The 25,318-nt window shown below is 50.5% G+C and carries 25 protein-coding genes; 7 read left to right on the forward strand and 18 right to left on the reverse strand.

Annotated features, from left to right (window positions below; all coding sequences use genetic code 11):
* Positions 1-26: 26 nt before the first annotated feature.
* On the reverse strand, positions 27-284 hold the full coding sequence (locus tag A7098_RS06370) for a DUF2534 family protein (protein WP_105280511.1): 258 nt from the start codon (positions 282-284) through the stop codon (positions 27-29).
* Between the two features lie 243 nt (positions 285-527).
* Here A7098_RS06370 and ynaI point away from each other — a divergent pair, with 243 nt between their 5' ends.
* Positions 528-1,559 carry a low conductance mechanosensitive channel YnaI gene (gene ynaI, locus A7098_RS06375; protein ID WP_000559884.1) on the forward strand — a complete coding sequence of 344 codons (1,032 nt, stop codon included), beginning with the start codon at positions 528-530 and terminating at the stop codon, positions 1,557-1,559.
* A 57-nt stretch (positions 1,560-1,616) separates the two neighbouring features.
* Here the strand turns inward: ynaI and A7098_RS06380 are convergent, their stop codons facing one another.
* From A7098_RS06380 to mppA, 3 genes are all read right to left on the reverse strand, one after another.
* The gene (locus tag A7098_RS06380) at positions 1,617-3,542 is read right to left on the reverse strand and encodes a GH25 family lysozyme (RefSeq protein WP_105280512.1); all 1,926 of its coding nucleotides are present in this window, start codon (positions 3,540-3,542) and stop codon (positions 1,617-1,619) included.
* A gap of 3 nt (positions 3,543-3,545) precedes the next feature.
* A complete protein-coding gene (locus tag A7098_RS06385) occupies positions 3,546-4,532 on the reverse strand; it encodes a GH25 family lysozyme (protein ID WP_105279362.1) in 987 nt (328 codons plus the stop codon).
* Positions 4,533-4,814: 282 nt separating this feature from the next.
* Positions 4,815-6,428 carry a murein tripeptide ABC transporter substrate-binding protein MppA gene (mppA, locus tag A7098_RS06390; RefSeq protein WP_105280513.1) on the reverse strand — a complete coding sequence of 538 codons (1,614 nt, stop codon included), beginning with the start codon at positions 6,426-6,428 and terminating at the stop codon, positions 4,815-4,817.
* A gap of 182 nt (positions 6,429-6,610) precedes the next feature.
* On the opposite strand from mppA, the gene mpaA reads away from it, so the two are divergent.
* A complete protein-coding gene (mpaA, locus tag A7098_RS06395) occupies positions 6,611-7,339 on the forward strand; it encodes a murein tripeptide amidase MpaA (protein ID WP_010344731.1) in 729 nt (242 codons plus the stop codon).
* Here mpaA and ycjG read toward each other — a convergent pair.
* Positions 7,314-8,279, reverse strand: a complete 966-nt coding sequence (gene ycjG, locus A7098_RS06400) for an L-Ala-D/L-Glu epimerase (protein ID WP_105280514.1) — start codon at positions 8,277-8,279, stop codon at positions 7,314-7,316. The genes mpaA and ycjG overlap by 26 nt on opposite strands.
* 118 nt (positions 8,280-8,397) lie before the next feature.
* Here ycjG and tpx point away from each other — a divergent pair, with 118 nt between their 5' ends.
* A complete protein-coding gene (gene tpx, locus A7098_RS06405; protein ID WP_000078460.1) occupies positions 8,398-8,904 on the forward strand; it encodes a thiol peroxidase in 507 nt (168 codons plus the stop codon).
* A gap of 44 nt (positions 8,905-8,948) precedes the next feature.
* On the opposite strand, the gene tyrR is transcribed toward tpx, so the two are convergent.
* From tyrR to pspA, 8 genes are all read right to left on the reverse strand, one after another.
* On the reverse strand, positions 8,949-10,490 hold the full coding sequence (gene tyrR, locus A7098_RS06410) for a transcriptional regulator TyrR (protein WP_105280515.1): 1,542 nt from the start codon (positions 10,488-10,490) through the stop codon (positions 8,949-8,951).
* Positions 10,491-10,640: 150 nt separating this feature from the next.
* The gene (locus A7098_RS06415) at positions 10,641-11,699 is read right to left on the reverse strand and encodes a YcjF family protein (RefSeq protein WP_105280516.1); all 1,059 of its coding nucleotides are present in this window, start codon (positions 11,697-11,699) and stop codon (positions 10,641-10,643) included.
* Positions 11,696-13,093: a YcjX family protein gene (locus A7098_RS06420; protein WP_105280517.1), complete on the reverse strand. Its 1,398-nt coding sequence runs from the start codon at positions 13,091-13,093 to the stop codon at positions 11,696-11,698. Before A7098_RS06420 ends, A7098_RS06415 begins: the two co-directional genes overlap by 4 nt.
* 118 nt (positions 13,094-13,211) lie before the next feature.
* Entirely contained in the window at positions 13,212-13,526 is a 315-nt protein-coding gene (gene pspE, locus A7098_RS06425) for a thiosulfate sulfurtransferase PspE (RefSeq protein ID WP_105280518.1), read from the reverse strand.
* A gap of 74 nt (positions 13,527-13,600) precedes the next feature.
* Positions 13,601-13,822 carry a phage shock protein PspD gene (gene pspD / locus A7098_RS06430; RefSeq protein ID WP_032225093.1) on the reverse strand — a complete coding sequence of 74 codons (222 nt, stop codon included), beginning with the start codon at positions 13,820-13,822 and terminating at the stop codon, positions 13,601-13,603.
* Between the two features lie 8 nt (positions 13,823-13,830).
* Positions 13,831-14,190, reverse strand: a complete 360-nt coding sequence (gene pspC / locus A7098_RS06435) for an envelope stress response membrane protein PspC (RefSeq protein ID WP_000907390.1) — start codon at positions 14,188-14,190, stop codon at positions 13,831-13,833.
* Entirely contained in the window at positions 14,190-14,414 is a 225-nt protein-coding gene (gene pspB, locus A7098_RS06440) for an envelope stress response membrane protein PspB (RefSeq protein ID WP_001274965.1), read from the reverse strand. Before pspB ends, pspC begins: the two co-directional genes overlap by 1 nt.
* Positions 14,415-14,467: 53 nt before the next feature.
* Positions 14,468-15,136, reverse strand: a complete 669-nt coding sequence (gene pspA / locus A7098_RS06445) for a phage shock protein PspA (RefSeq protein WP_000511032.1) — start codon at positions 15,134-15,136, stop codon at positions 14,468-14,470.
* A gap of 166 nt (positions 15,137-15,302) precedes the next feature.
* Here pspA and pspF point away from each other — a divergent pair, with 166 nt between their 5' ends.
* A complete protein-coding gene (pspF, locus tag A7098_RS06450) occupies positions 15,303-16,280 on the forward strand; it encodes a phage shock protein operon transcriptional activator (protein ID WP_065228219.1) in 978 nt (325 codons plus the stop codon).
* Positions 16,281-16,389: 109 nt separating this feature from the next.
* Here the strand turns inward: pspF and puuE are convergent, their stop codons facing one another.
* The 5 genes from puuE to puuD form a co-directional block, all read right to left on the reverse strand.
* Complete coding sequence (gene puuE / locus A7098_RS06455) at positions 16,390-17,655, reverse strand: 4-aminobutyrate transaminase (RefSeq protein WP_105280519.1); 1,266 nt, start codon at positions 17,653-17,655, stop codon at positions 16,390-16,392.
* 37 nt (positions 17,656-17,692) lie between these two features.
* On the reverse strand, positions 17,693-18,973 hold the full coding sequence (gene puuB / locus A7098_RS06460) for a gamma-glutamylputrescine oxidase (protein ID WP_105280520.1): 1,281 nt from the start codon (positions 18,971-18,973) through the stop codon (positions 17,693-17,695).
* Position 18,974: 1 nt separating this feature from the next.
* Positions 18,975-20,462, reverse strand: a complete 1,488-nt coding sequence (puuC, locus tag A7098_RS06465; RefSeq protein ID WP_105280521.1) for an aldehyde dehydrogenase PuuC — start codon at positions 20,460-20,462, stop codon at positions 18,975-18,977.
* 149 nt (positions 20,463-20,611) lie between these two features.
* Positions 20,612-21,169 carry an HTH-type transcriptional regulator PuuR gene (puuR, locus tag A7098_RS06470; protein WP_001278727.1) on the reverse strand — a complete coding sequence of 186 codons (558 nt, stop codon included), beginning with the start codon at positions 21,167-21,169 and terminating at the stop codon, positions 20,612-20,614.
* A gap of 26 nt (positions 21,170-21,195) precedes the next feature.
* Positions 21,196-21,960, reverse strand: coding sequence for a gamma-glutamyl-gamma-aminobutyrate hydrolase (gene puuD / locus A7098_RS06475; RefSeq protein WP_010344757.1), 765 nt, complete (start codon positions 21,958-21,960; stop codon positions 21,196-21,198).
* A gap of 212 nt (positions 21,961-22,172) precedes the next feature.
* On the opposite strand from puuD, the gene puuA reads away from it, so the two are divergent.
* The 3 genes from puuA to puuP all read left to right on the forward strand — a co-directional run bounded on the left by puuA (position 22,173) and on the right by puuP (position 25,279).
* Complete coding sequence (gene puuA, locus A7098_RS06480; protein WP_105280522.1) at positions 22,173-23,591, forward strand: glutamate-putrescine ligase; 1,419 nt, start codon at positions 22,173-22,175, stop codon at positions 23,589-23,591.
* 148 nt (positions 23,592-23,739) lie between these two features.
* Complete coding sequence (locus A7098_RS23665; RefSeq protein ID WP_120795382.1) at positions 23,740-23,904, forward strand: protein YmjE; 165 nt, start codon at positions 23,740-23,742, stop codon at positions 23,902-23,904.
* Positions 23,894-25,279 (forward strand): putrescine/proton symporter PuuP, encoded by a 1,386-nt coding sequence (gene puuP / locus A7098_RS06485; RefSeq protein WP_105280523.1) that lies wholly within the window; start codon positions 23,894-23,896, stop codon positions 25,277-25,279. Before A7098_RS23665 ends, puuP begins: the two co-directional genes overlap by 11 nt.
* The last annotated feature ends 39 nt before the right edge of the window (positions 25,280-25,318 follow it).

Below are 25,318 nucleotides of genomic sequence, written 5' to 3' on the forward strand. Positions count from 1 at the left end.
CCCGATATCTCGGGCCTTTCTTTTATTTACTTCTCATCACCACCGAGGAAATAAATTCCCAGCGGGATTGCCAGCAATACAGTAAAGACCAGACTATAAACAAGAATCATCGATGACTGAATCACATACATTGATGTCGTCCAGTCAGAAAGCGGAATATTATATTGTTCGATAACACCGCCGATAGTCGCGCGAGTCACAACTAACGCCGCAATAATGAAAACCGCCAACAGACCAAAGAGAAACTTCTTCCCCTTTGCTGACTTCAGCTTCGCCATGATCATGATGTAATCCTTATGCAGATAAACCCTTTGTTACTTGTGTGTAACAATATCATGACATTTCCTCGTTGTCTGCCCCGAAAGCACGAGATTGTTGTCGTTCAAATCATCAACCCATTGATAAATTCGCTAATGTTGCTACTTCCTTCCCTGTCTATTGATGATATGAATGAATTATCGCGATAAAATACCCCCGCCAGGGGTTTCCGGCATGACATCAATTATCTGGAGGAGCCTGATAAAACAATGATCGCTGAACTGTTTACAAATAATGCGCTTAATCTGGTCATTATTTTCGGTAGCTGCGCAGCATTGATTCTGATGAGCTTTTGGTTTCGTCGTGGAAATCGTAAAAGAAAAGGATTCTTATTCCATGCGGTTCAATTTTTGATCTACACCATAATTATCAGTGCTGTCGGCAGCATCATTAATTATGTTATTGAAAATTACAAACTCAAATTTATCACCCCAGGCGTTATCGATTTTATCTGTACGTCACTGATTGCGCTTATTCTGACGGTTAAGTTATTTCTCCTGATTAATCAGTTTGAAAGGCAACAGATAAAAAAAGGTCGAGATATCACCAGCGCGCGGATTATGTCGCGCATCATCAAAATCAGCATTATCGTGGTGATTGTTCTGCTTTATGGCGAACATTTCGGCATGAGCCTTTCCGGTTTGTTGACCTTTGGTGGTATTGGTGGTCTGGCTGTCGGTATGGCCGGTAAAGATATTCTGAGTAACTTCTTTTCCGGGATTATGCTCTATTTCGATCGCCCCTTTAGTATTGGCGACTGGATCCGTTCACCGGACAGGAATATCGAAGGCACAGTAGCAGAAATTGGCTGGCGTATTACAAAAATCACCACCTTTGATAATCGCCCACTGTACGTACCAAACTCGCTTTTTTCGTCCATTAGCGTAGAAAACCCGGGGCGAATGACCAACCGGCGTATTACTACTACCATTGGTTTACGTTATGAAGATGCCGCAAAAGTTGGGGCTATTGTCGAAGCCGTACGTGAGATGCTGAAAAATCACCCTGCTATCGACCAGCGACAAACCTTACTGGTTTATTTCAACCAGTTTGCCGATTCGTCATTAAATATTATGGTCTATTGCTTTACTAAGACCACGGTCTGGGCCGAATGGCTGGCCGCCCAGCAGGATGTTTATTTGAAGATTATCGATATTGTGCAGTCGCACGGCGCGGATTTTGCGTTCCCCAGCCAGACGCTGTATATGGATAATATTACACCTCCCGAACAGCTTAAATAAAACTCAACAAAACCGGATGACGATAATAATATTCGACATCCGGTTTTATTTATTACCTCAATTTACCGCAGCCAGAGCGACATTATTCTCACCCGCTTTAAACTGGGCATACTGTTCTTCAGTACCAAAGAATACTTCTGACTCTGTGCTGTGACCAATGCCTGGCACCTTTTCGTTTCCTGAATATTGCCAAAGTGTCCAGGGATTACGCCCCTCAAGCTTCACACCAGCTTGTCCCCAATACCCCATCCACACCATATACTGGTCGAACCGACTGTCCATGAAATGGGACAAATTATTATGATTGCCATAAAATATTGGTATTTTATGGTAATTTTTATATATCAGGGCAGCAAAACGTAAAATATCATTCCGTGCATTCACCATTCCCGATTTTTTAAAACAAGCCAGTTGGGTTGTATCTTCACCTTCTGGATTCACCAGTAAAATACCGGGAGGCAACATTTTCGGGTCTTCAGGCAGCAGGCTTTTTGCTGTTTCCAGTTGCGCCTCAGGAGTGCGGCAAAAATCAAATTTAAAATAGCCTCCGCGATCAAATTTTGAATCTGCTAATTGCTTCCAGTGAGCCTTAAACGACGAGTCTGGCCCTCTCCAGCTAACCACTCTCACGTAGACAAAACGCGCAGGTGATTTCTCCTGAAACAATTTCCAGTCGATTTCGCCATCGTTAGACGAGATATCATGGCCACTGATCGGGTAAATATCCGGTGTTTTGAAGATACGGATATCAGGTCGGTTGGGAATTGCACTTACGGGGCCATAAGGAATTTCAATAGGTATTATATCTTTGTTCTTTGGTTCATCTGGCGCAGTAGGCGGTTCTTTAATAGAATATGCGGTCTTATCAACATTCGTAAATTCATCTGCATTCCCGGCTGATAATTGTGTTTTTTTATCCAGATGACTGACCGCAGGATCGTTAATAAAGAAGAATCCACCCGGTCCGGCTGGGTTTTCTGTTGCTCCTATCCAGGCATCACTAAGATGTATTCCTTTCCCTTCCTCGTCCAGTTTTTCATTGATTTTTATATATTGGTCGTTCACATAGATAAACAAACTTAATGTTCGGGTAATGCCCGCGTAGTATTCCTTTTTACCATCAATTTTTACCATATACGATTTCCCGAAGCGTTCGTCGGCAACGCCATCAGCAACTCCTTTTATAAGGGTATCAAAAAATACACTGCCTTTATCTTTTTCCAGGGAATAAACTTCTGTTTTATCATCACCAGCGGCTATCGCATACGCACCTGGTTTACTATACGCGTTTGAATTCCCTGCGCCATCTGTCATGCCAAAAAGACCTGAACCAAAACAAGCATTGACTAAAGTCAAAATATGGAAATAACGCTTTGCCAGAATGTTGAGTTGAGCATTCAAAGCTGGCATTTCATACATGCCTTTTGAACCATCAATATCTGTAGCATTACTCAAAACAAATGCCGGTGCCTTATCAGAATTACCATTTTGAGTGCCAAAACGCCCATGACCTGAATAAGCAATTAACAAGCGAGCTTTCTTATCAAACATCATCCCTCTGGCAGGGAGATATTCTTTCAGAAAATAATTAATGTTATCCAGTGACGCATCCTGATCTTTCAGTAAAATAACCTCATCAAACTTTTGCCCATTAATAAGAAAATCAGCCATTCTTTGACCGTCTACTGCAGCTGCTGGAATATCTGCATGTAACAGTGGATATTTTGAAATTGAAATAATCAGCCCAATCGCGCGGGTTTTCGCTGCATCCTGATCTGGTATTTTTAACGCATCACTGATTCTGATATCCAGTTTACCAGGAGCCTCAGGCCCATAATGGATAAAAAAACGACAATACTCATCAGGAACCATTGCACCATTTTTACAAATATCATCTGCACGTGCATCTGATATTCCCTGTGATATTCCGGCAACGAATAGCCCCAGAACTGATATACATAAAGTAAGCCATCGTCTGTTCATAAGTTAAAATTCCTGCACGCCCAAAGTGGTATAAAATTCAGCAATTGGACCTTTATAAATACTGGCATCAAACTTCTTACTCGATCCTAAATTAAGCTGTGCTGCGTCGGTGAACTGCCAGATCGCCCATTTTGTCTGGTTGATTGAACGCGGGGTTTCACTGGCCTGAGCCTGATTAGAGTAATCAGCCAGCCACAGTTTGTGATCTGCAACCTGGGCAAAACTATTTTCCCCACCAACGGCATCTTTCCACCAGGCTCGCGCAGTGTAGATAACCGGTTTACGCCCTAAATCGGCTTCGACCTGTGCGGTAAACGCCTTGATCATCGTTATAATTTCAGCAGGTTTACGCTTTTGCCAACGATCCTTACCCGTTGATGAGTCCACATCCCACTCCACATCCACCGCCGGTGGCATATCCGTTGCGCGTAATCCCCCGTTAGCTTTAATAATTTTAACAAACGTCATCGCCTGCTTACGTCCCCATGTTTCAGCGTCGTCTGCCGGAGTGCCGCTGGAAAGAAAATGATATGCTCCACGGTGTAATTTTACCCCCCGTTCCGTATCCCCGGCCCGTTGCCAGAAACCGGAAAATTCGGGATCGACATAACGCGTTCCTTGACTGGACTTCATATACAGAAACACAGACTTATTTTTTGCCAACAGTTCGATTGGAAAATTCTTACCGTTATGATGGCTGATATCCACTCCAAATAAAGAACTTGGTCGCGGTTGATTTAATACCGAGTCATAAGAGACATCAGTCGGAAATTTAAAGTATTTTTTTACTGCGAACGTGTCATATTCCATTTCACGGGAAAGATCTGATCCCAGGATTTTTACAAATAACTCCTGTCGTGAGAGATCATGAGTTAAGTTTTCCAGTCCCAGTGATGCGGCATCGGGAAGCGGCTCTGCGGCCAGACTAAAAGAAGAATAATGAGAGAGGAATAGAGAGATAACTAACGGAATAGCAGAGGCTTTTTTCATTTTACCACCCCATTTTTAGCTGTGTGTTTATTTTCAAATGAAGATGTTTTACAAGTGATGAAATGCATTCACGTTGTAAAAAAAAGTAAAGCACAGCTTATATTTGGAGTATGTAATACAGCAGACAAATAAAATTTATGATTAGAGTTTGTACTTAATATAAACTGGAAATTTCACAGTCTCATCTTGAGAGCAATCTTTTATAGGGTAAATTTAAAAAAGAGAGAAATTTTATCGGGGTTGTAAAATCTGGCGCAACTTTTGCGCCAGATGAGAACATAATCAATGTCTTACAATATACATAGTCCGGCTATAAGCCACATCTTCCGGGTTATTAATGGGATAACCTTTCAGCCACGGCTTGATTAGCCGTCCATTGGTATATTGATAAATTGGCGCAATCGGTGCTTGCTCCATGAGGATTTTCTCTGCCGTGTTGTAATCGGCGTTGCGTGCTTTAACGGTGTTTTCAGTCGATGCCTGAGTCAGCACTTTGTCGTATGCCGGATTGTTAAAGCGGGAAATATTTCCTGAGTGCGTTGACGTTAACAGCGTCAGGAAGGTTGATGGTTCATTATAATCCCCAACCCACGAGGCGCGGATAACATCAAAATTGCCGGTATTACGGCTGTCGATATAGGTTTTCCATTCCTGATTTTGCAGTTTGACATCTACGCCAAGATTCTTTTTCCACATCGACGCCACAGCGATGGCAATTTTCTGGTGATTTTCCGAAGTGTTATATAACAGTGTAAGTTTTAACGGCTTCTGTGGACCATACCCGGCGGCGCTCAACAATGTTTTCGCCTGGGCATTCAGTTCTTCCTGACTCATTTGTTCAAACGGCGAAGGTTCTGGCGTAAATCCGGCAGTAACATCTGGCGTGAAATGCCATGCTGGTTTTTCACCTGTACCCAGCACTTTTTCCGTCATCAGGCGGCGATCAATCGTCATACTTAATGCCAGACGCACTCGTTGATCTGCCGTCGGCCCTTTTTGCGTGTTAAATGCATAATAATACGTCCCCAACTGTGGCGGCGTGTAAACCTGCCCAGGAATATCCCTCAACAGTTTCTGGTACATATTTTTCGGGAAGGATTCAGTGATATCAATATCGCCTGCAAGATAACGCTTAGTGGCTGCGGATTCCTGATTAATTGGCAGGAAGGTCACTTTTTGCAGCACCGTTTTGGCGTTATCCCAATAATGGGTATTCGGCACCACGACCAGTTTTTCATTAACTACGCGCTCTTTAAGAACATAAGCGCCATTGCCGATCAGATTTCCGGGTTTCGTCCACTCTTTACTGCTTTCTACGTTGGCTTTTTGCACCGGGAAGAAGGCAAAGTTAGCGGTTAAATTCACAAACCACGGCAATGGTTTATCAAGCTGAATTTTCAAAGTATGGGCATCAACTGCGGTGACGCCAAGCTGGTCAGGCGTGGCTTTACCATCAATAATCGCTTGTGCGTTGTTGATTCCCGCCAGCGCGGCAAACCATGCAAATGGCGACAATGTTTTGGGATCCACCAGACGTTGCCAGCTATAGACAAAATCTTGCGCCGTTACCGGTGTGCCATCCGCCCATTTTGCGTTATCGCGCAGGGTAAAAGTCCAGATACGATTGTCATTACTTTTCCACTGAGTCGCAACGCCGGGGACAATCTCCCCTTTCTCGTTTTGATTCACCAGACCTTCAAACAAATCGCGAATGACCTGAATCTCCGGCAGGCCCACTGCTTTGGCGGGATCTAACGACGCAGGCTCATCTTTAATGTGGCGCACCAGCTCCTGCTTCTCTGCCAGTACTGTGCCGCTCGGAACTTCTGCAGCATACGACAGGGAAATGCTGCTGACCAACAGCGCACAACACGTGACTGAAACAGAGTGCTTCATAAGTTACCCTCAAACCTGCGTTAATAATGATGCGTAATTATTTGTTTCTCCTTGAAGAAATGCAAATAACTTCCGGCAAAAAAGTGATAAAGGATCGATAACATATCGTTGTCGAAAAGGATTTGATAATCCGCAAAATTTGCACAACACTGCCTGTAATACTTCTTATATTCGAGACGATTATGACCGTGACCCGCCCGCGCGCCGAACGGGGCGCTTTTCCGCCAGGAACCGAACATTACGGACGTTCATTATTAGGTGCGCCGTTGATCTGGTTTCCGGCTTCTGCCGCCAGCAGCGAAAGTGGTTTAATCCTGGCTGGCACCCACGGCGACGAAAATTCTTCCGTCGTCACCCTCTCCTGCGCATTACGCACGTTAACACCGTCTCTGCGCCGCCATCATGTCGTCCTCTGTGTGAATCCTGACGGTTGCCAGCTTGGTCTGCGGGCTAATGCCAATGGTGTGGATCTAAACAGAAACTTTCCGGCGGCGAACTGGAAGGAAGGTGAAACGGTGTACCGCTGGAACAGTGCCGCCGAAGAGCGCGACGTGGTCTTGCTGACCGGCGATAAACCCGGCTCCGAACCTGAAACTCAGGCTTTGTGCCAGCTCATTCATCGTATCCACCCCGCCTGGATTGTCTCTTTTCACGATCCGCTGGCTTGTATTGAAGATCCCCGACACAGTGAATTAGGTGAGTGGCTGGCTCAGGCATTTGAATTGCCGCTGGTGACCAGCGTCGGATACGAAACCCCCGGCTCCTTCGGCAGTTGGTGTGCGGATCTGAACCTGCACTGTATTACCGCCGAGTTTCCGCCCATCTCCTCCGATGAAGCCAGTGAAAAGTATCTCTTTGCAATGGCGAATTTACTGCGCTGGCATCCTAAAGATGCAATTCGCCGGTCGTAAACTGTAGCGCCGGCTCCACATCCACCGCCAGCCAGGTCGGTCCATCAAGATCGGCAAAACTGACCTGCGGCACCAGCGGTAAAGCGGCGCTAATAGCACGAGAGGTACACAACATGCAGCCCAGCATCAGACTAAAACCTTGTGCACGCGCTTCGGTCACCAATGCCAGGGCTTCGGTCAGCCCCCCCGTTTTATCGAGTTTGATATTAACCATCTCATAGCGCCCTTTCAGCGCCTTCAGATTGCTACGGGTATGACAACTTTCATCAGCGCAAATGGGTAACGGATGAATAAAATTCTCCAGCGCCGCATCGTCCTGTGCGGGAAGCGGTTGTTCCAGCATCGCGATGCCTAAGTCAGCCAGCAACTGACATCGCGCTGCCAATCCTTCTGCGCGCCAGGATTCATTCGCATCAACAATCAACGTCGCATCGGGTACAGCCGAGCGAATTGCCACCATCCGCTCGCTAATAAGATGGTTATCCAGTTTCACTTTCAGCAATTTCGCCCCTGCTTGCCATAGTGCCGCAGCACTGCTGGCCATTTGATCAGGCGTACCGATGACAACCGTCTGTGCAGTGGTAATGGTGTCGGGAAGCGTTATACCGATAAATTCAGCCAGCGTCTGCTGCTGTTTACGTGCACAGAGATCCCACAATGCACAATCCAGCGCATTACGCGCCGCGCCCGCTGGCAGTATTTTTTGCAGTTCTTCACGTGTCAGCCCTTTTTCCAGTTGCGGCACAACACTCATAATTTGCGCCATTACTGAAGCGTCACTTTCACCATAGCGCGGATAGGGAGTGCATTCCCCAGCACCTTTAACACCATCTTCTTCCAGTTCAACAACCACCACGCGCGCTTCACTGCGGCTGCCACGAGCAATTACAAACGGGGTATGTAACGGCCAGGCTTCCTCAAATACCTTTACGGTTCTCATCTTTACTCCTTGTTGCCGCGATGGACTGCGGATTAAGCGCAAATAGCGATTGCTGTGTTATTGACAGTTAGCATAAACTAGGTATGACGTTAACTATATGTAAACAGGAAAGATAATCATGTCACAAATCGTTCATTTCCAGGGCAACCCGGTTACAGTCGCCAATTCCATCCCGCAAGTGGGTAGCAAAGCGCAGACTTTTACTCTCGTGGCAAAAGATCTGTCTGACGTCACCCTCACGCAGTTTGCAGGTAAACGCAAAGTGCTGAACATTTTCCCAAGTATTGATACCGGTGTTTGCGCCGCATCAGTACGTAAGTTTAACCAACTGGCGACAGAAATCGACAACACCGTTGTACTGTGTATTTCCGCCGATCTGCCGTTCGCCCAGTCTCGTTTCTGCGGTGCGGAAGGTCTTAACAACGTCATCACCCTTTCCACTTTCCGTAATAGCGAATTTCTGCAAGCTTACGGCGTTGAGATCGCTGAAGGCCCACTGAAAGGTCTGGCTGCGCGCGCAGTTGTCGTAATTGATGAAAATGACAATGTGATTTTCAGCCAGCTGGTGAATGAAATCACCACTGAGCCGGATTACGAAGCAGCTCTGGCGGTACTGAAAGCGTAATTTATTATGCCTGATGGTATTGCGCCATCAGGCATTTTACGTGTTTACTCTTCGCTCTTTTTCTGGCTCAGGCCGTATTCACGCAATTTGTTGGCAATCGCGGTATGTGAAACGCCCAGACGTTTTGCCAGTTTGCGCGTGCTGGGATAATTGCGATAAAGCTGGGTTAACACCGAACGCTCAAATCGACTGGTGATTTCATCCAGCGAACCTTCCATCGCATCTTCGCCCACGGCAACGGTTGTCGCGTCATAATCTGGCAGCAAAATGTCTTGTGGACGCAGTTCGTAGCCGTCCAGTTGGGTGAGTGCACGATAGACAGCATTTTTCAACTGCCTCACGTTACCCGGCCAGCCATAACGTGTCAGCACGGTATTCAGATCGGCAGCCAATTTCGGCCGGGGTACTCCCTGCTCGTCAGCAAAGCGGGCGACGAACAATTCGGTTAACGGCATGATATCCTGCGGACAGTCTCGCAGCGGTGGCAGATTCAGCGTCAACACATTCAGGCGATAATAGAGATCTTCCCGAAATACGCCTTTTTGCACCAACTCAACCAGATTCTTTTGCGTCGCGCAAATCACCCGCACATCGACATGCACCTCGTGATCTTCGCCAACCCGACGGAAAGTGCCATCATTAAGGAAACGCAGCAATTTAGCCTGCATTCGCGGCGACATCTCACCAATCTCATCCAGCAGCACTGAACCGCAGTTCGCCTGCTCAAAGAACCCTTTCTTCCCTTCCGGGGCATGTCCAAACAGTTCGCTCTCAACGGCATCTTCCGGTATAGACGCGCAGTTCAGCGCCAGGTAAGGTTTACCGGCGCGAGGGCTGGCCTGGTGACAGGCGTAAGCAAAGAGATCTTTACCAGTACCCGTGTCACCCGTAATCAGCAGTGGCGCGCTTAACATCGCCAGTTTCTGAGCCTGCTCGACAACGTGTTTCATTTTCGGGCTAACGGCGACAATCTGACTAAAGGCGCTGACATCCTGCGCAGCCACATTTTGCAACTGACGCCCCATACGAATCGTCGAGCGCAGCATCACTACCGCACCGGTCAGGACGTGTTGGTCGTGTTCATCCTGCAAATAAACCGGCGTTATCTCCATCAAGAAATTTTGCCCGTTAATCACCACATGTTCGTTATGCGAATCCTGCGGGTCACTCTCCAGCCAGCGTAAAAAATTAAATCCGTTAATCAATTGCGCAGCGGTATGATTGCGCAAACGATCAAGTTTTTGACCAAATAGCTGACAGCTCGCCGGATTCGCCATATCCACTTTGCTTTTCATATCGACCGAAAGCACGGGTTCAGGCAACGCCTCAAGCAATGCGCTCAACGCCAGATGTTCGCGCTCGGAAGGCATCCATGACACAGTGCGCACATCGGTAACACCTGCAATACGGCGAATTTCCGCCATCAGGCTGCTGAAACTGTCAAAATCCAGTTCGGCAAAATTGAGGTAAATCCGCCCGATTGGGTCAATCTCAATACCGCGTAAATCGATGCCTCTTAGAACCAGTAGATCGAGTAATTCGCGGGTCAGACCGAGTCGGTCTTCACAAAAGACTTCCAGACGCATGGGAACCTTCACCTGAGAAAAGAACAATTAATATGATGATATGACACTATTCGAGTGGCAGGAAGATTTCTGTCAACAAAGATTGACACAACGACGGATAATCGGGCACTTCGGCGTAAAGATATCCGATCAGCACCCGATATTGCGTTATTATTCGCTGGTCGTTTTGCCCTTTTGCAGCGTCTCCTTTACCTGACCGATAAGCTGGCGACGAAAATCCCCCAGGCGAGGTTTGTCATCGTCGATCCACGGCAGCGGACGGCAAAGTTCCATAGCTTTAATTCCCAGTCGCGCGGTCAGGAGTCCGGCGCCAATCCCCTGGGCAGCACGCGTTGACAAACGAGCAGCGAGATCTTGTGACATCCAGTCCATCCCCACTTCACGCACCAGCTCGCTAGCACCGGCAAAAGCGATATTCAGCAATACCAGTTTGAACAGGCGCAAACGGCTGTAATAACCCAGTTCAATGCCATAGAGCGTAGCGATACGATTAATCAACCGCAGATTACGCCAGGCAATAAACGCCATATCCACCAGTGCCAACGGGCTTACGGCAATCATCAGGGTAGATTCTGCCGCCGAACGGCTGATTTCTCTGCGCGCCTGCGCATCCAGCACTGGCTGAACCAGATGTGCGTACAGACTGACGACTTCACGATCGTTCTGCGTTTCATGGATTGAGGCATACCAGCGTTGCAGCGCCGGATGCGACTGATCAATACCGGCCTGCTGCGCCAGTTTCTCGCAAAATGCGCGCCCTTTGCCAGTGCCGTGACTATGCAACAAATCGCGCGCTTCATCGCGTTCGTGCGCACGCTGGCGCAAGCGCCATAAGCGTCGCCACTCTGTTACCACTGAGCCAACGCCAGCCCCGATAATCAATGCCCCAGCGGCACAACCGCCCAGTGCTACCCAATCCTGAGTTTGCCAGGCATTCATCGTCCACTGCACGCCCTGGCCAACAACGCTCGCGCCAAACAGCGCCACCCCACCCATGACCATTTTACGCCACAGACTGCGTTTCGGACGCAGCGCCGCATCCATTACCGCTTCGACTTGCCCCTCTTCTTCCGGCGCTTCGTCGAGCGTCGCTGGGGCAAAATTTTGCGCCTGATTTTCATCAAAGGTCTGCTGCGCCTTAAATTTAGGGTTCTGATCGACTTCCAGCGGACCGTCGAAATCAATACGTGGTTTTAACGGTTCGGTCATCGCAATTTATCTCCTATTAAAAATTCCAGCGCGGCATCAAGGCGAATATGCGGCAGCGGTTTATCGACATCCATCACCTGCGGGCGAAACGCTTCAAACTGGAAGCCTTGCTTATCCCAGAACGCCTGACCGGGCAAACGCGCAGGAACTTCACCAGGGTAAACGGTGAGCGGTGCGCCATCGCTCAGTCGATTACCGCGCAGAGCCGGGATTTTCTCGCCGTTGACGTCGATAATGCCGCTGGTGGTCGCCTGTACGGAGGCCAGCCCCAGACAATCCATGCTGATCCCTTCAAACGCCGCATTTTGCCAGGCATCCTGAATCAGTTGTTGCAGTAATGAAACCATATTGGCGTGCTGATCGATGGTCACATGATCCGCTTTCGTCGCGGCAAACAGCAATTTGTCGATAACTGGCGAGAACAAGCGGCGGAAAAGCGTACGTTGCCCGTAGTGGAAACTTTGCATCAACTGCGTCAGCGCCAGACGCATGTCATTAAATGCCTGCGGTCCACTGTTGAGCGGTTGCAGGCAATCCACCAGCACAATCTGGCGGTCAAAACGCAAAAAGTGGTTTTTATAGAACCCCTTCACCACTTTCTCGCAGTAATAATTAAACCGCTCGCGCAGCATTCCGGCGTTGGTATGCTTATCTGCTTGTGCCAGTTTCGATTCGCCCCAGGCATCGACATCCGGCCACGGGAAGAATTGCAGCGCGGGTGCGCCTGCCATATCCCCCGGCAGAACAAAGCGCCCCGGTTGAATAAAGTGCAGCCCCTGCTGTTTGCAGTGGTGGAGATAATCGGTCCACGCGGCGGCGATATCTGCAAGACGGTTTTCGTCGGCAGACGCTAACGGATCAAGTCCTTCGCACATCATCCGCCATTTTGCCGACCACTCGCCGCGCTGACCATTAAGCAAGCCCGTCATCTGGCGTGACCAACTTAAATAGTCCTGCGCCAGCATTGGTAGATCGAGTAGCCACTCGCCGGGATAATCCACAATCTCCAGATACAGCGTGGAGGTGTCTTTGAAGTGACGCAGTAGCGAATCGTTCGATTTATAACGCAATGCCAGGCGGATTTCGCTGACACCACGCGTTGGCGTCGGCCAGGCGGGAGGGTCGCCGTACAGCTGCGCTAACCCTTCGTCGTAAGTAAAACGCGGAATGCCAAAATCGCGCTGTGGAATACGCTTCACACCCAGCAGGCGCTCTTCACGCACCGCGCTTAACAGCGGCAAGCGTGCTCCTGCATGAATATTGAGCAACTGATTGACCATCGCGGTGATAAACGCCGTTTTGCCACTACGGCTAAGTCCGGTTACCGCCAGTCGCAGGTGCCTGTCGACGCCACGATTCACCAGCGCGTTAAGTTCATTTTTAAGTCGCTTCATTGCTATCCTGTGCCAGAAAGCTGTAGAAAGGATGAGATGCTGGAGATAATAATGTGGGTTAATTTTGATTTATCAAATGAATAAGCGGCGTTATTTACACCGCTCAATAAGTAATTTGTTAACCTTTGACCTTCGGTATCGCAATGTCTTTAAGACCACCGGCGTTCTCAACGTGGGTATATCCCATTTCGTTGAGGATCTCTTTTGCCTGCCCGGACTGGCGTCCGGCGTTGCAATACACTTTCACGGTGTCGTTTTTATCCGGAACGGCGGTGGCAATGCGCTCTTTCACTTCCTTCAGGGGAATATTGATGGCTCCCTGAACGTGTTCTTGCTGATACTGTTCTGGAACACGAACATCGATCCAGTGTTCAGCAGCAAAAACAGGCAGTGAAAACGCCAGCGTCAGCGCAAGTAAGCCTTTTTTAAACATGTAAGCGTCCTTCTATGGATGAAAATTGCCATCCATTATACGCCTGAGATTTAACAATTTTTGCGAAACTCCCCTCACCTTTTATAACGCTGCGCCAGTTTATTGGCAGCACGACTTAACAGCGGTTCCAGCGCCACAGCCAACAACATTTTCAGTGGTCGGCGAGCAACAGATTTTATCGCCCAACCCGCCACACCCGCCGGGCCGTAGCGCAGAGCGGTGAGAAGAACCAGCTTGCCTGCTAATTTGAAACCAGGCTTCACCTTTTGCCCAGCTTTTTGCCAGCGAGTATTCATAACTTTCCTCACAATTGACGGAAACGGCTACGCAGCGTGAAGGTATCGGAAGTGACATAACGTTCCATCTCGCGTAAACGCGTTTCACTGGCCGCCAGTTCACGATCGACTTCATCCAGCAATTCGCTGCTGGAAGGTTGTTGTTCACCATACGCCATGTTGTCCGGCATCGGGTCAAGAGCAAATGACAAAATGATGTAAGCAACCAGGGTAAATAGCGCCAGGCCGAAGAAAATCGACAGCACCACGAGGATACGCACCAGTTTTACCGGTACATCAAAATAATTAGCAATCCCCGCGCAGACGCCGCGCACCATACCCTGCTGTGGAATACGCCATAATTTTTTATTGAGATTAATGCCCGCCATTAGCGATCCCTCCAGTTCGGATGTTCTGCATCAAGAATGGATTCCAGCGCCTGAATGCGTTCGCGCATCCGTTTTGCTTCATCAGCCAGTTGCGCTAATCGCTGCTGTTCGCTTTGCGACAATTCACCGCGACTGGATCGGTTGCTGTAATGCAGCCATAACCAGATCGGTAAAACAAACAGCACAAAAATGGTTAACGGAATAGCCAGAAATAGCGCGCTCATAAGTACTCCTTAGACGATGAGCGGCGGCGCGTTCGGACGCCGCCTGGATGTTATTATTGATTGTCTTGCTTCATTTTGGCTTTTAATTGTGCCAGTTGCTCACTGATTGCATCATCGGCTTTCAGTTCGGCAAACTGATCGTCCAGCGATTTTTGTTTGCCGAAGCTGTGGCTTTCTGCTTCCGCTTCCATCTGGTCGATACGACGTTCGAAAGATTCGAAACGCGCCATTGCTTCATCCAGTTTGCCACTGTCCAGTTGACGACGCACGTCACGCGACGAGTTTGCAGCTTGATGACGCAACATCAATGCCTGCTGGCGAGCGCGAGTTTCGCTCAATTTGTTTTCCAGCTCGCCAATCTCTTTCTTCATACGCTCCAGCGTATCGTCCACCAGCGTCACTTCATGTTCCAGGCTCTTAATCAGATCGGTCAGTTTCTGTTTTTCAATTAGTGCCGCACGCGCCAGATCTTCTCTCTCTTTCAGCAGCGCCAGTTCGGCTTTTTCCTGCCACTCAACTTCACGTGCCGACGCTTGTTCAATACGGCGAGTCAGCTGTTTCTTTTCCGCCAGTGCACGCGCCGAGGTAGAACGCACTTCAACTAATGTATCTTCCATTTCCTGGATCATCAGACGCACCAGTTTCTGCGGATCTTCCGCTTTCTCTAACAGGGCGTTGATGTTGGCGTTCACGATGTCGGCAAAGCGAGAAAAAATACCCATAATGTTGTCCTCTTGATTTCTTCGTTCAGGATTGTCCTGCTGAACTGTTAATACAATTTGCGTGCCAATTTTTTATCTTTTTGATTTATAAAGATCTGATTGAAGATTCAACAGCAACATGCCAGGATGAATTAGCGAATTACACTAACAAGTGGCGAATTTCATCATGGCAGAATACAAAGATAACTTACTCGGTGAGGCGAACAGCTTTCTTGAAGTGCTGGAACAGGTTTCGCATCTCGCGCCGCTGGACAAACCGGTTTTGATTATTGGCGAACGCGGCACCGGTAAAGAGCTGATCGCCAGCCGTTTGCATTATCTCTCCTCCCGCTGGCAAGGGCCGTTTATTTCCCTTAACTGCGCGGCGTTAAATGAAAATCTGCTGGATTCCGAACTGTTTGGTCACGAAGCCGGTGCGTTTACCGGAGCGCAAAAACGCCATCCGGGACGATTTGAACGTGCCGACGGCGGAACGCTGTTTCTTGATGAACTCGCTACGGCACCAATGATGGTGCAGGAAAAGTTATTACGCGTGATTGAATATGGTGAACTGGAACGCGTCGGCGGCAGCCAGCCATTGCAGGTGAATGTGCGGTTGGTATGCGCGACGAATGCCGATCTCCCGGCGATGGTCAATGAAGGTACTTTTCGCGCTGACCTGCTCGACCGGCTGGCTTTTGATGTAGTGCAACTGCCACCACTGCGCGAGCGCGAAAGCGACATTATGTTGATGGCAGAACACTTTGCCATCCAGATGTGTCGGGAAATCAAGCTGCCTCTGTTCCCGGGTTTTACCGAGCACGCCAGAGAAACATTGCTGAATTATCGCTGGCCGGGAAATATTCGTGAATTGAAAAACGTGGTGGAACGTTCAGTGTATCGCCACGGCACCAGCGATTATCCGCTTGATGACATCATTATTGATCCCTTTAAACGGCGTCCGCCTGAAGACACTATCGCCGTTTCAGAAACCACCTCGCTTCCGGCACTGCCGCTGGATTTACGTGAGTTTCAGCTGCAGCAGGAAAAAGAGTTACTGCAACTCAGTTTGCAACAGGGGAAATATAACCAGAAGCGCGCGGCTGAATTGCTGGGGTTAACCTATCATCAGTTCCGCGCATTGCTTAAAAAGCACCAGATTTAGTGGAGTTGGGCAATGTGGCTTGCCGGATGAGGCGATCAAGCCTACAAAATCAATACGCCGTTTGTAGGCCTGATAAGCGCAGCGCATCAGGCATTATTGCGTTGGGCTATTAATCTCTCAGCGCATCCTGCAAAATTTTCATTGCCGCATCGAATTGCGCATCCGGGATGGTCAGCGGATACAGGAAACGAATCACGTTGCCGTATGCGCCACAGGTCAACAGTAACAGCCCCTGCGCCAGCGCGCGTTGCTGAATTTTCTGCGCAATGGCGGCTGACGGCTCGCCCGTTTGCGGGTCGTTAAATTCTGCCGCAATCATCGACCCCAGACCGCGTACCGCAGCAATGGCCGGAATGCTTTCTTTGGCCTCAATCAGCGTTTGCGTCAGGCGCTGACCGAGTTGATTCGCACGGTCGCAAAGGGATTCTTTGTCGATAATGTTGAGCACCGCGTGCGCGGCGGCAACTGCCAGCGGGTTACCGGCGTAAGTGCCGCCAAGCCCGCCCGGCGCGGGCGCATCCATAATGTTGGCATTACCGACCACGCCCGAAAGCGGCATACCACCCGCGAGGCTTTTCGCCATCGTCATTAAGTCCGGCTTATCGGCGTAGTGATCCATGGCAAAAAGTTTTCCGGTACGCGCAAAACCGCTTTGCACTTCATCAACAATCATCACAATACCGTGCTCGTCGCACAGACGGCGAATCGCAGAAACCAGCTCTTTTGGCGCCACGTTAAAACCGCCCTCGCCCTGCACCGGTTCGAAAATAATGGCGGCAACCTGCTTCGCTTCGATGTCTGATTTAAACAGACGCTCGATGGCGTCGAGGGAATCTTGCGTCGAAATGCCATGCAGTTCTGACGGATACGGCACGTGATACACCGACCCCGGGAACGGGCCGAAGCCAATTTTATACGGCGCAACTTTTCCGGTTAACGCCATGGTCATATACGTGCGGCCGTGGAAGCCACCGCTGAACGCAATCACGCCTGGACGCCCGGTATGGGCGCGGGCAATTTTCACCGCATTCTCAACTGCTTCCGCACCGGTGGTGAAGAACGCGGTTTTGGCCTGACCGCTCACCGGGGCAAGGGCGTTAATTTTCTCCGCCAGGGTGACGTAGCTTTCGTATGGCACAATCTGGTACGCGGTGTGGGTAAACTGTTGCAGTTGCTGTTCCACTGCCGCCACCAGTTCAGGATGGCGATGTCCGGTGTTCAGCACCGCGATGCCTGCGGCGAAATCGATGTACTCGTTGCCCTCAACATCCTTCAACGTGGCGTTTTCTGCCGACTGGGCGAAGAAGTTACACATTACGCCAACCCCGCGCGGGGTGGCAGAAAGACGACGCTGATGGAATTCATTGTTGCTCATGTTTCACACCTTTTGACTCTTCACTGTTAATCGGAAATTAAACGCCCAGACGATCGCGCAGGCTGTAATAGACTGCGCCCATCGCGGTAAACGGCACGCGCAGCGTGCGCCCGCCAGGGAACGGGTAATGCGGCAGATTGGCGAAGGCGTCGAAACGCTCGGCATCTCCGCGTAGCAGTTCAGCAATTAAACGCCCGGCGAGATGGGTACAGGTAACGCCGTGGCCGCTGTAGCCCTGCATGTAGTAAATGTTTTTATTAAGGCGACCAAACTGTGGCATACGTGACAGGGTCAGCAAGAAGTTGCCCGTCCAGCGGTAGTCGATTTTTACGCCCTTCAGCTGCGGGAAGGTTTTCAGCAGTTTCGGCACCACCAGGCGCTCAACGTCATCCGGGTCACGTGCGCCATACACCACGCCACCACCGTACAGCAGGCGGTTATCGGCAGTCAGGCGGTAGTAATCAAGCAGATAGTTACAGTCTTCGACACAGTAGTTTTTCGGGATCAGCGAACGGGCTAAATCATCGGAAAGCCGCTCGGTGGTGATTACCTGCGTGCCGCACGGCATACTGCGCTTCGCCAGTTCCGGCTCCACTTTATCGCCCAGATACGCATTCCCGGCGACAATCACATACTTCGCCGTTACCTGACCTTTGGCAGTCCGCACCACGGCTGGCGTGGTGTGCTGGATCTGCGTGACCGCAGAAAGCTCATACACACGTCCGCCGTTCAGACGAATGGCGTCGGCTTCACCAATAGCGAGGTTCAGCGGGTGAATATGCCCGCCGCTGTGATCCAGCAGCGCACCGGTGTAGCGATCGCTGGCAACTTCACGGCGAATGGCACTGGCGTCCAGCAGTTCGAGTTGATTGTTACCATAGCGTTCCCAGTTCTCTTTCTGCTCTTCAAGAGTCGCGAGCTGTTTATCATTCATCGCCACAAACAGGCCGCCGGGGCGGTAGTCGCAGTCAATCTGATAACGTTTGATGCGCTCGCGAATGATCTCGCCACCTTCAAACATCATGCTGCCGAGCATACGGGCGGTATCCATGCCGTAGCTTTTTTCAATAACGTCGATGTCGCGGCTGTAGGAGTTCACAAGCTGGCCGCCGTTGCGCCCGCTGGCGCCGAAGCCGATGCGTGAGGCTTCGAGTACTACCACATCAAAGCCCGCTTCTGCCAGATGCAGTGCAGAGGAAAGCCCGGTATAGCCGCCGCCAACCACGCAAACATCACAGGTGATTGACTCATTCAGCGTCTCGAAAGGGGCATATTTATTCGCACTGGCGGCGTAGTAACTGCTGGTATGTTCGGTCATTTCAGGCCTCCAGGCTTATCCAGATGGTTTTCAGTTCGGTGAATTTTTCAAGGGCGTGCAGGGATTTGTCGCGACCGTTGCCGCTCTGCTTATAACCGCCAAACGGTACGGTCATATCGCCATCGTTGTAGTTGTTGACGAAGACGGAACCCGCTTTCAAACGGCGGCTCATGCGGTGCGCGCGGGAGAGATCGCGCGTCCACACCGCCGCGCCGAGCCCGTACTGGCTGTCGTTGGCAAGCTGTAGCGCCTGATCTTCTGATGTGAAACGGGTAACCACCAGCACCGGGCCGAAAATCTCTTCGCGACTTAAGGACGCATTCGGGTCTACGTCCACAAAGATGGTCGGGCCGATGGCCGCAGCCAGTTCAGCGTTACGACCATCCAGCAGCAGTTGCCCTTTGCCTTCGCCTTCACGAATAAAGGTGTGGACCGAGTCAGCATGCGTGCAGTCGATTAAGGTGCCCATGGTGGTTGCGGGATCAAGCGGATGCCCCGGCTGCCAGTTTTGCGCCTGCTGTTTTAACAGGGCTAAGAATTCATCGGCGATGCTCTCTTCCAGCAACAAACGCGTTCCGGCGATGCACACCTGGCCCTGGTTGTAGAAGATACCTGCGGCGGTCGCGCTCGCCGCTTTTTGCAGATCCGGGCAGTCAGCAAAAACGATGTTGGCGCTTTTACCACCTGCTTCCAGCCAGACGCGTTTCATGTTGCTGTCGCCTGCGTCTTTCAGCAGTTGTTTACCGGTACGCGTGGAGCCGGTAAAGGCGATGGCATCGATATCGTTATGACGAGAAAGCGCCTGCCCCGCCTCATGACCAAAACCAGTTACTACGTTCAACACGCCATCCGGCAGACCGGCTTCTTTCGCCAGCCCCGCAAGGCGCATCGCACTGAGCGGCGATTTTTCGGACGGTTTCAGGACAATGCTGTTACCTGCCGCCAGCGCCGGGCCGAGTTTCCAGCAGGTCAGCAACAGCGGGAAGTTCCATGGGACGATGGCGGCAATTACGCCGACCGGTTCGCGCACAATCATCGCCAGCTCATGGCTACTGGTGGTCGCCACTTCGCCATACACTTTATCGATCGCTTCGGCGTACCAGCGAATGGCGCGTGCCGCGCCGGGAATATCATCACGCAGGCTGTGACGAATCGGTTTGCCGGTATCGAGCGTTTCCAGCAACGCCAGTTCTTCCGCGTGGGCTTCCATTAAATCGGCGAGTTTATTCAGTACCACTTTGCGTTTAGCCGGAGAAGAGAGCGACCAGTCGCCGCGTTCAAATACGTTGCGTGCCGCGCTCACCGCGCGGTCGATATCGGCGCTTTTACCGCGCGCAATATTCGCTAGCGGCGCCTGGGTGACCGGATCAACGGTTTCGAAGGTTTCGTTTTCCGCCGCAGCGGTATATTCACCGTTAATAAATAAGCGGGTTTCAATGGCGAGACTTAACGCTTTATCCTGCCAGTAAGCCAGATGATGAAAATTCATTATGACTCCTGTTTCACGTCTATCAGATATATGCAGTTTGTGAACGTCAGGGCGCAGAGCTCCCCGGGCCGTATGCCCGTTTATTTCTGGCGACATTCTTTATAGATTGCCGGGCGCATTGCGCTTACCCGGCTTACAGAGCTAAAAGATTAAAACGTGGTGGGTGTATGGGCGCTGATAATTCGGCAAATGCCTGCCGACGTATTGCTGAAACTGTGCGGGATGCCGGTATTAATGGCATAACTTTGCCCCGCGACGAGGTGATAATCCTGTCCATTAATGGTCAGAACAATTTCACCTTCCAGTACAGTGCCTATTTCCTCACCCTGATGCTTAATTCTTTCCCCAGTGGTTGTGCCCGGCTGGTACGTTTCAAAGATCATCGCCAACGTGCGATTCGGGTTACCGTTATGAACCAGCTTCATTGACACACCCTGACTGCCCATTTCAATTAAGTCGTCCTGATTAATGACGACCTGCGGCTCATCAGGTTTCTCCGGCTCGGAAAAGAATTCCGAGAGTGACAGTCCATACACCTTCAGCAGCTTTTGCAGCGTACTGATGGCAGGGCTGACTTTATCCTGTTCTATCGTACTGATAGCACTGTGAGTCAGCCCGGAGAGTTCGGCGGCACGACGTTGTGAAAGCCCCTGCTGCTGGCGGATTTCCGACAAGCGTTTTCCTGGCGCCAGTCCCTCATCACTCATATTTGCATTTCCTTAAACTGTAGTGGTCAGAGTCGCTGTTTTTCAGCGATATGGTGCTGACAAGCGGTGATAAAGCCCTCGAACAATATACGCGAAAGCGCGTACTCGCTACTGTTCCATTCCGGGTGCCACTGTACGCCCAGCGCGAAAGGATGATTGATGACGCTAACCGCCTCAACTAAGCCATCCGGCGAGCGAGCTTCAACACGCAACCGTGGGCTAACAACCTTCGCCCCTTGTCCATGCAGAGAGTTTACCCAAAAGTTGCTACATTCAGGTAACAGCGCAGACAGTAATCCCCCCTCTTCAACCTGAACTTCATGCGACGGCGCATATTGCTGCTCCACCGGCAGTTCGGGATCTTCCCGATGTTCCAGCAATTCAGGCTGTTCGCACAGCTTGCGATGCAACGAACCTCCGGTTGCCACCACCAGTTCCTGTAACCCCCGGCAGATGGCGAAAATGGGGATGCGCCTTTCGAGTGCAGCGTTAATTAACGCCATGCTCAGAAGATCACGCCCGGGATCGGCGTCAGGCTCATCGCCGTTTTCACCATATAGGTGCGGCTGCACATTGCTGGGGCTACCAGGAAGATAAATGCCATCAAGTTTCGGCAAAAGTTCTTCAAGTAATGACGGCTCAGCCAGCGCATGGGGAAGCGCAATCGGCAAACCACCTGCGTGAATGATGGCATTCAGGTACTTTTCTTGCAGAGTCTGGGTCTCATGCCCCTTAAGCCTGTTCCTGCACATTACGACACCGATAACAGGATTGTTCATTATATTTTCCATGCTCAATCTCACAAAGTGGACTAAATTATCGCCATTACTGCGGTTTAAATGACCTTTCTGTTCAATATTTTTTCAATCTAGCAGTGAGTTTTCTTTTTTGCAAACTCAATTTAACATTTGACAAACATTTAGTTTACATACAGATTCGAAGAGTGGTCATTATATTTTACGCTCTGATAACGAGTGGAAAACAAAACCAAAGGCGAAGAATCATGGAAACCAATATCGTTGAAGTAGAGAACTTTGTTCAGCAGTCAGAAGAGAGGCGGGGTAGCGCCTTTACGCAGGAAGTGAAACGCTATCTGGAACGCTACCCGAATACGCAATATGTTGATGTTTTACTTACCGATCTTAATGGCTGTTTTCGTGGAAAACGCGTCCCCTTCTCCAGCCTGAAAAAACTGGAGAAAGGATGCTACTTCCCGGCTTCGGTGTTTGCGATGGATATTCTGGGCAATGTGGTAGAAGAAGCAGGGCTAGGTCAAGAAATGGGCGAGCCAGATCGTACCTGTGCCCCTATTCTCGGTTCTTTAACCCCTTCTGCCGCCGATCCTGAGTTTATTGGTCAAATGCTTCTGACCATGGTCGATGAAGATGGCGCTCCCTTTGACGTTGAGCCGAGGAATGTACTCAACCGCCTGTGGCAGCAGCTACGCCAGCGCGGATTGTTCCCGGTCGTAGCGGTAGAGCTGGAGTTCTATTTACTGGATCGCCAGCGCGACGCCGAAGGGTATCTGCAACCGCCCTGCGCGCCCGGCACCGATGACCGCAATACCCAAAGCCAGGTCTACTCTGTCGATAACCTCAACCACTTCGCCGATGTGCTCAATGATATTGATGAACTGGCGCAATTACAGCTGATTCCGGCAGATGGTGCGGTCGCCGAGGCTTCGCCAGGCCAGTTTGAAATCAACCTTTACCATACCGATAACGTACTTGAAGCCTGCGATGATGCATTAGCCCTTAAACGCCTGGTGCGCTTGATGGCGGAAAAGCATAAGATGCACGCCACTTTTATGGCGAAGCCGTATGAAGAACACGCGGGCAGCGGGATGCATATCCATATTAGTATGCAAAATAATCGTGGAGAGAACGTGCTAGCTGACGCGGAAGGCGAAGATTCGCCGCTACTGAAAAAGATGCTCGCCGGGATGATTGACCTGATGCCGTCATCAATGGCGTTGCTGGCACCAAACGTGAACTCGTATCGCCGCTTCCAGCCAGGTATGTATGTACCGACGCAGGCGTCGTGGGGCCATAACAACCGTACCGTCGCCCTGCGTATTCCGTGCGGCGACCGTCATAACCACCGCGTGGAATATCGCGTGGCGGGTGCCGATGCCAACCCATATCTGGTGATGGCAGCGATTTTTGCCGGTATTTTGCATGGCCTTGATAACGAGCTGCCGTTACAGGAAGAAGTCGAAGGCAACGGCCTGGAACAGGAAGGCTTACCCTTCCCGATTCGCCAGAGCGATGCCCTGGGTGAGTTTATCGAGAATGATCACCTGCGCCACTATTTAGGCGAACGTTTCTGTCATGTGTATCACGCCTGTAAAAATGATGAGCTGTTGCAGTTTGAGCGCCTTATCACAGAAACAGAAATTGAGTGGATGTTGAAAAACGCGTAATCCCCCTTGCGGGGTTGTTTCATCGGCCTGAGCGGAGCCAGGCCTGACATTTGCTGGTAATCCAGACATTTCCCGGATGTCGCGTTATGGAGCGCAGGCGGCAACGGGCTTCCGTTAACGATTAAGACTGTGACGAGGAAATGAGATGATGCCGATGATTAAATCCCCGCATGGCGAGGGAGGCTGCGTATGCGCCCCTCCTGCGACTGACTGGACTCCGCCCCCTTTGCTTCCCTTGCTAAACAGGTTTGATTTCAGGTCGACACGACCGCAAACCTTATTACGCAGGGGAGGCAGCAATTATGGCTATTAATTCACCACTGAATATTGCTGCGCAACCCGGCAAAACCCGTCTGCGAAAATCACTGAAATTGTGGCAGGTGGTGATGATGGGTCTGGCCTATCTCACGCCGATGACCGTATTTGATACTTTTGGTATTGTATCTGGCATTAGCGACGGTCACGTTCCGGCGTCCTATTTGCTGGCGCTGGCGGGTGTGCTGTTTACCGCTATCAGCTACGGCAAACTGGTTCGCCAGTTTCCGGAGGCCGGTTCGGCCTATACCTACGCGCAAAAGTCGATTAACCCGCACGTCGGCTTTATGGTCGGCTGGTCATCGCTGCTGGATTATCTCTTTTTGCCGATGATCAACGTTTTGTTGGCGAAAATCTATCTCTCCGCCCTCTTCCCGGAAGTGCCGCCGTGGGTGTGGGTGGTAACCTTCGTCGCCATTTTAACCGCCGCGAATCTGAAGAGCGTCAATCTGGTTGCTAACTTCAATACCCTGTTTGTACTGGTGCAAATCTCCATCATGGTGGTGTTTATCTTCCTGGTGGTTCAGGGACTGCATAAAGGAGAAAGCGTTGGCACCGTCTGGTCGCTACAGCCGTTTATCAGTGAGAACGCGCATCTGATTCCGATTATTACCGGGGCGACGATCGTGTGCTTCTCGTTTCTTGGTTTTGATGCGGTGACCACGCTTTCAGAAGAGACGCCGGACGCCGCGCGCGTGATCCCGAAAGCCATCTTCCTGACGGCGGTTTACGGTGGCGTTATATTTATTGCCGCGTCGTTCTTTATGCAACTGTTCTTCCCGGATATCAGCCGCTTTAAAGACCCGGATGCCGCGCTGCCGGAGATTGCACTGTACGTCGGCGGCAAGCTGTTCCAGTCGATATTCCTCTGCACCACGTTTGTGAACACATTAGCGTCTGGCCTGGCTTCACATGCCAGCGTGTCGCGTCTGCTGTATGTGATGGGGCGTGACAATGTGTTTCCGGAGCGCGTGTTTGGCTATGTGCACCCGAAATGGCGCACCCCGGCGCTGAACGTCATTATGGTCGGGATTGTCGCGTTGTCGGCGCTGTTCTTTGATTTAGTCACCGCTACAGCATTGATTAACTTCGGCGCGTTGGTGGCATTTACCTTCGTCAATTTGTCGGTGTTTAATCATTTCTGGCGGCGTAAAGGAATGAATAAAAGCTGGAAGGATCACTTTCACTATTTGCTGATGCCGCTGGTTGGCGCGCTGACGGTAGGCGTGTTGTGGGTTAACCTGGAGTCAACTTCACTGACGCTCGGTCTGGTTTGGACCTCGTTAGGCGGCGCATATTTGTGGTATCTGATCCGCCGCTATCGCAAAGTGCCGTTGTATGAAGGTGACAGAACACCAGTGAGCGAGACGTAATGTGTTGGATGCGCTGCGTATTGCCCTGCCTGTTGGCAA

The sequence above is a fragment of the Escherichia sp. MOD1-EC7011 genome (assembly GCF_002965005.1).
Classification (GTDB): domain Bacteria; phylum Pseudomonadota; class Gammaproteobacteria; order Enterobacterales; family Enterobacteriaceae; genus Escherichia; species Escherichia ruysiae.

What these genes read in the sequence shown, in the direction of transcription:
- pspD (WP_032225093.1), bottom strand. Translation starts at nt 13,822, where the DNA reads ATGAATACTCGCTGGCAAAAAGCTGGGCAAAAGGTGAAGCCTGGTTTC.
- ycjG (WP_105280514.1), bottom strand. Translation starts at nt 8,279, where the DNA reads ATGAGAACCGTAAAGGTATTTGAGGAAGCCTGGCCGTTACATACCCCG.
- puuP (WP_105280523.1), top strand. Translation starts at nt 23,894, where the DNA reads ATGGCTATTAATTCACCACTGAATATTGCTGCGCAACCCGGCAAAACC.
- puuC (WP_105280521.1), bottom strand. Translation starts at nt 20,462, where the DNA reads ATGAATTTTCATCATCTGGCTTACTGGCAGGATAAAGCGTTAAGTCTC.
- puuB (WP_105280520.1), bottom strand. Translation starts at nt 18,973, where the DNA reads ATGACCGAACATACCAGCAGTTACTACGCCGCCAGTGCGAATAAATAT.
- A7098_RS06385 (WP_105279362.1), bottom strand. Translation starts at nt 4,532, where the DNA reads ATGAAAAAAGCCTCTGCTATTCCGTTAGTTATCTCTCTATTCCTCTCT.
- tpx (WP_000078460.1), top strand. Translation starts at nt 8,398, where the DNA reads ATGTCACAAATCGTTCATTTCCAGGGCAACCCGGTTACAGTCGCCAAT.
- A7098_RS06370 (WP_105280511.1), bottom strand. Translation starts at nt 284, where the DNA reads ATGATCATGGCGAAGCTGAAGTCAGCAAAGGGGAAGAAGTTTCTCTTT.
- ynaI (WP_000559884.1), top strand. Translation starts at nt 528, where the DNA reads ATGATCGCTGAACTGTTTACAAATAATGCGCTTAATCTGGTCATTATT.
- puuE (WP_105280519.1), bottom strand. Translation starts at nt 17,655, where the DNA reads ATGAGCAACAATGAATTCCATCAGCGTCGTCTTTCTGCCACCCCGCGC.
- mpaA (WP_010344731.1), top strand. Translation starts at nt 6,611, where the DNA reads ATGACCGTGACCCGCCCGCGCGCCGAACGGGGCGCTTTTCCGCCAGGA.
- pspE (WP_105280518.1), bottom strand. Translation starts at nt 13,526, where the DNA reads ATGTTTAAAAAAGGCTTACTTGCGCTGACGCTGGCGTTTTCACTGCCT.
- pspB (WP_001274965.1), bottom strand. Translation starts at nt 14,414, where the DNA reads ATGAGCGCGCTATTTCTGGCTATTCCGTTAACCATTTTTGTGCTGTTT.
- A7098_RS23665 (WP_120795382.1), top strand. Translation starts at nt 23,740, where the DNA reads ATGCCGATGATTAAATCCCCGCATGGCGAGGGAGGCTGCGTATGCGCC.
- pspA (WP_000511032.1), bottom strand. Translation starts at nt 15,136, where the DNA reads ATGGGTATTTTTTCTCGCTTTGCCGACATCGTGAACGCCAACATCAAC.
- pspC (WP_000907390.1), bottom strand. Translation starts at nt 14,190, where the DNA reads ATGGCGGGCATTAATCTCAATAAAAAATTATGGCGTATTCCACAGCAG.
- puuR (WP_001278727.1), bottom strand. Translation starts at nt 21,169, where the DNA reads ATGAGTGATGAGGGACTGGCGCCAGGAAAACGCTTGTCGGAAATCCGC.
- puuA (WP_105280522.1), top strand. Translation starts at nt 22,173, where the DNA reads ATGGAAACCAATATCGTTGAAGTAGAGAACTTTGTTCAGCAGTCAGAA.
- A7098_RS06380 (WP_105280512.1), bottom strand. Translation starts at nt 3,542, where the DNA reads ATGAACAGACGATGGCTTACTTTATGTATATCAGTTCTGGGGCTATTC.
- puuD (WP_010344757.1), bottom strand. Translation starts at nt 21,960, where the DNA reads ATGGAAAATATAATGAACAATCCTGTTATCGGTGTCGTAATGTGCAGG.
- tyrR (WP_105280515.1), bottom strand. Translation starts at nt 10,490, where the DNA reads ATGCGTCTGGAAGTCTTTTGTGAAGACCGACTCGGTCTGACCCGCGAA.
- A7098_RS06420 (WP_105280517.1), bottom strand. Translation starts at nt 13,093, where the DNA reads ATGAAGCGACTTAAAAATGAACTTAACGCGCTGGTGAATCGTGGCGTC.
- A7098_RS06415 (WP_105280516.1), bottom strand. Translation starts at nt 11,699, where the DNA reads ATGACCGAACCGTTAAAACCACGTATTGATTTCGACGGTCCGCTGGAA.
- mppA (WP_105280513.1), bottom strand. Translation starts at nt 6,428, where the DNA reads ATGAAGCACTCTGTTTCAGTCACGTGTTGTGCGCTGTTGGTCAGCAGC.
- pspF (WP_065228219.1), top strand. Translation starts at nt 15,303, where the DNA reads ATGGCAGAATACAAAGATAACTTACTCGGTGAGGCGAACAGCTTTCTT.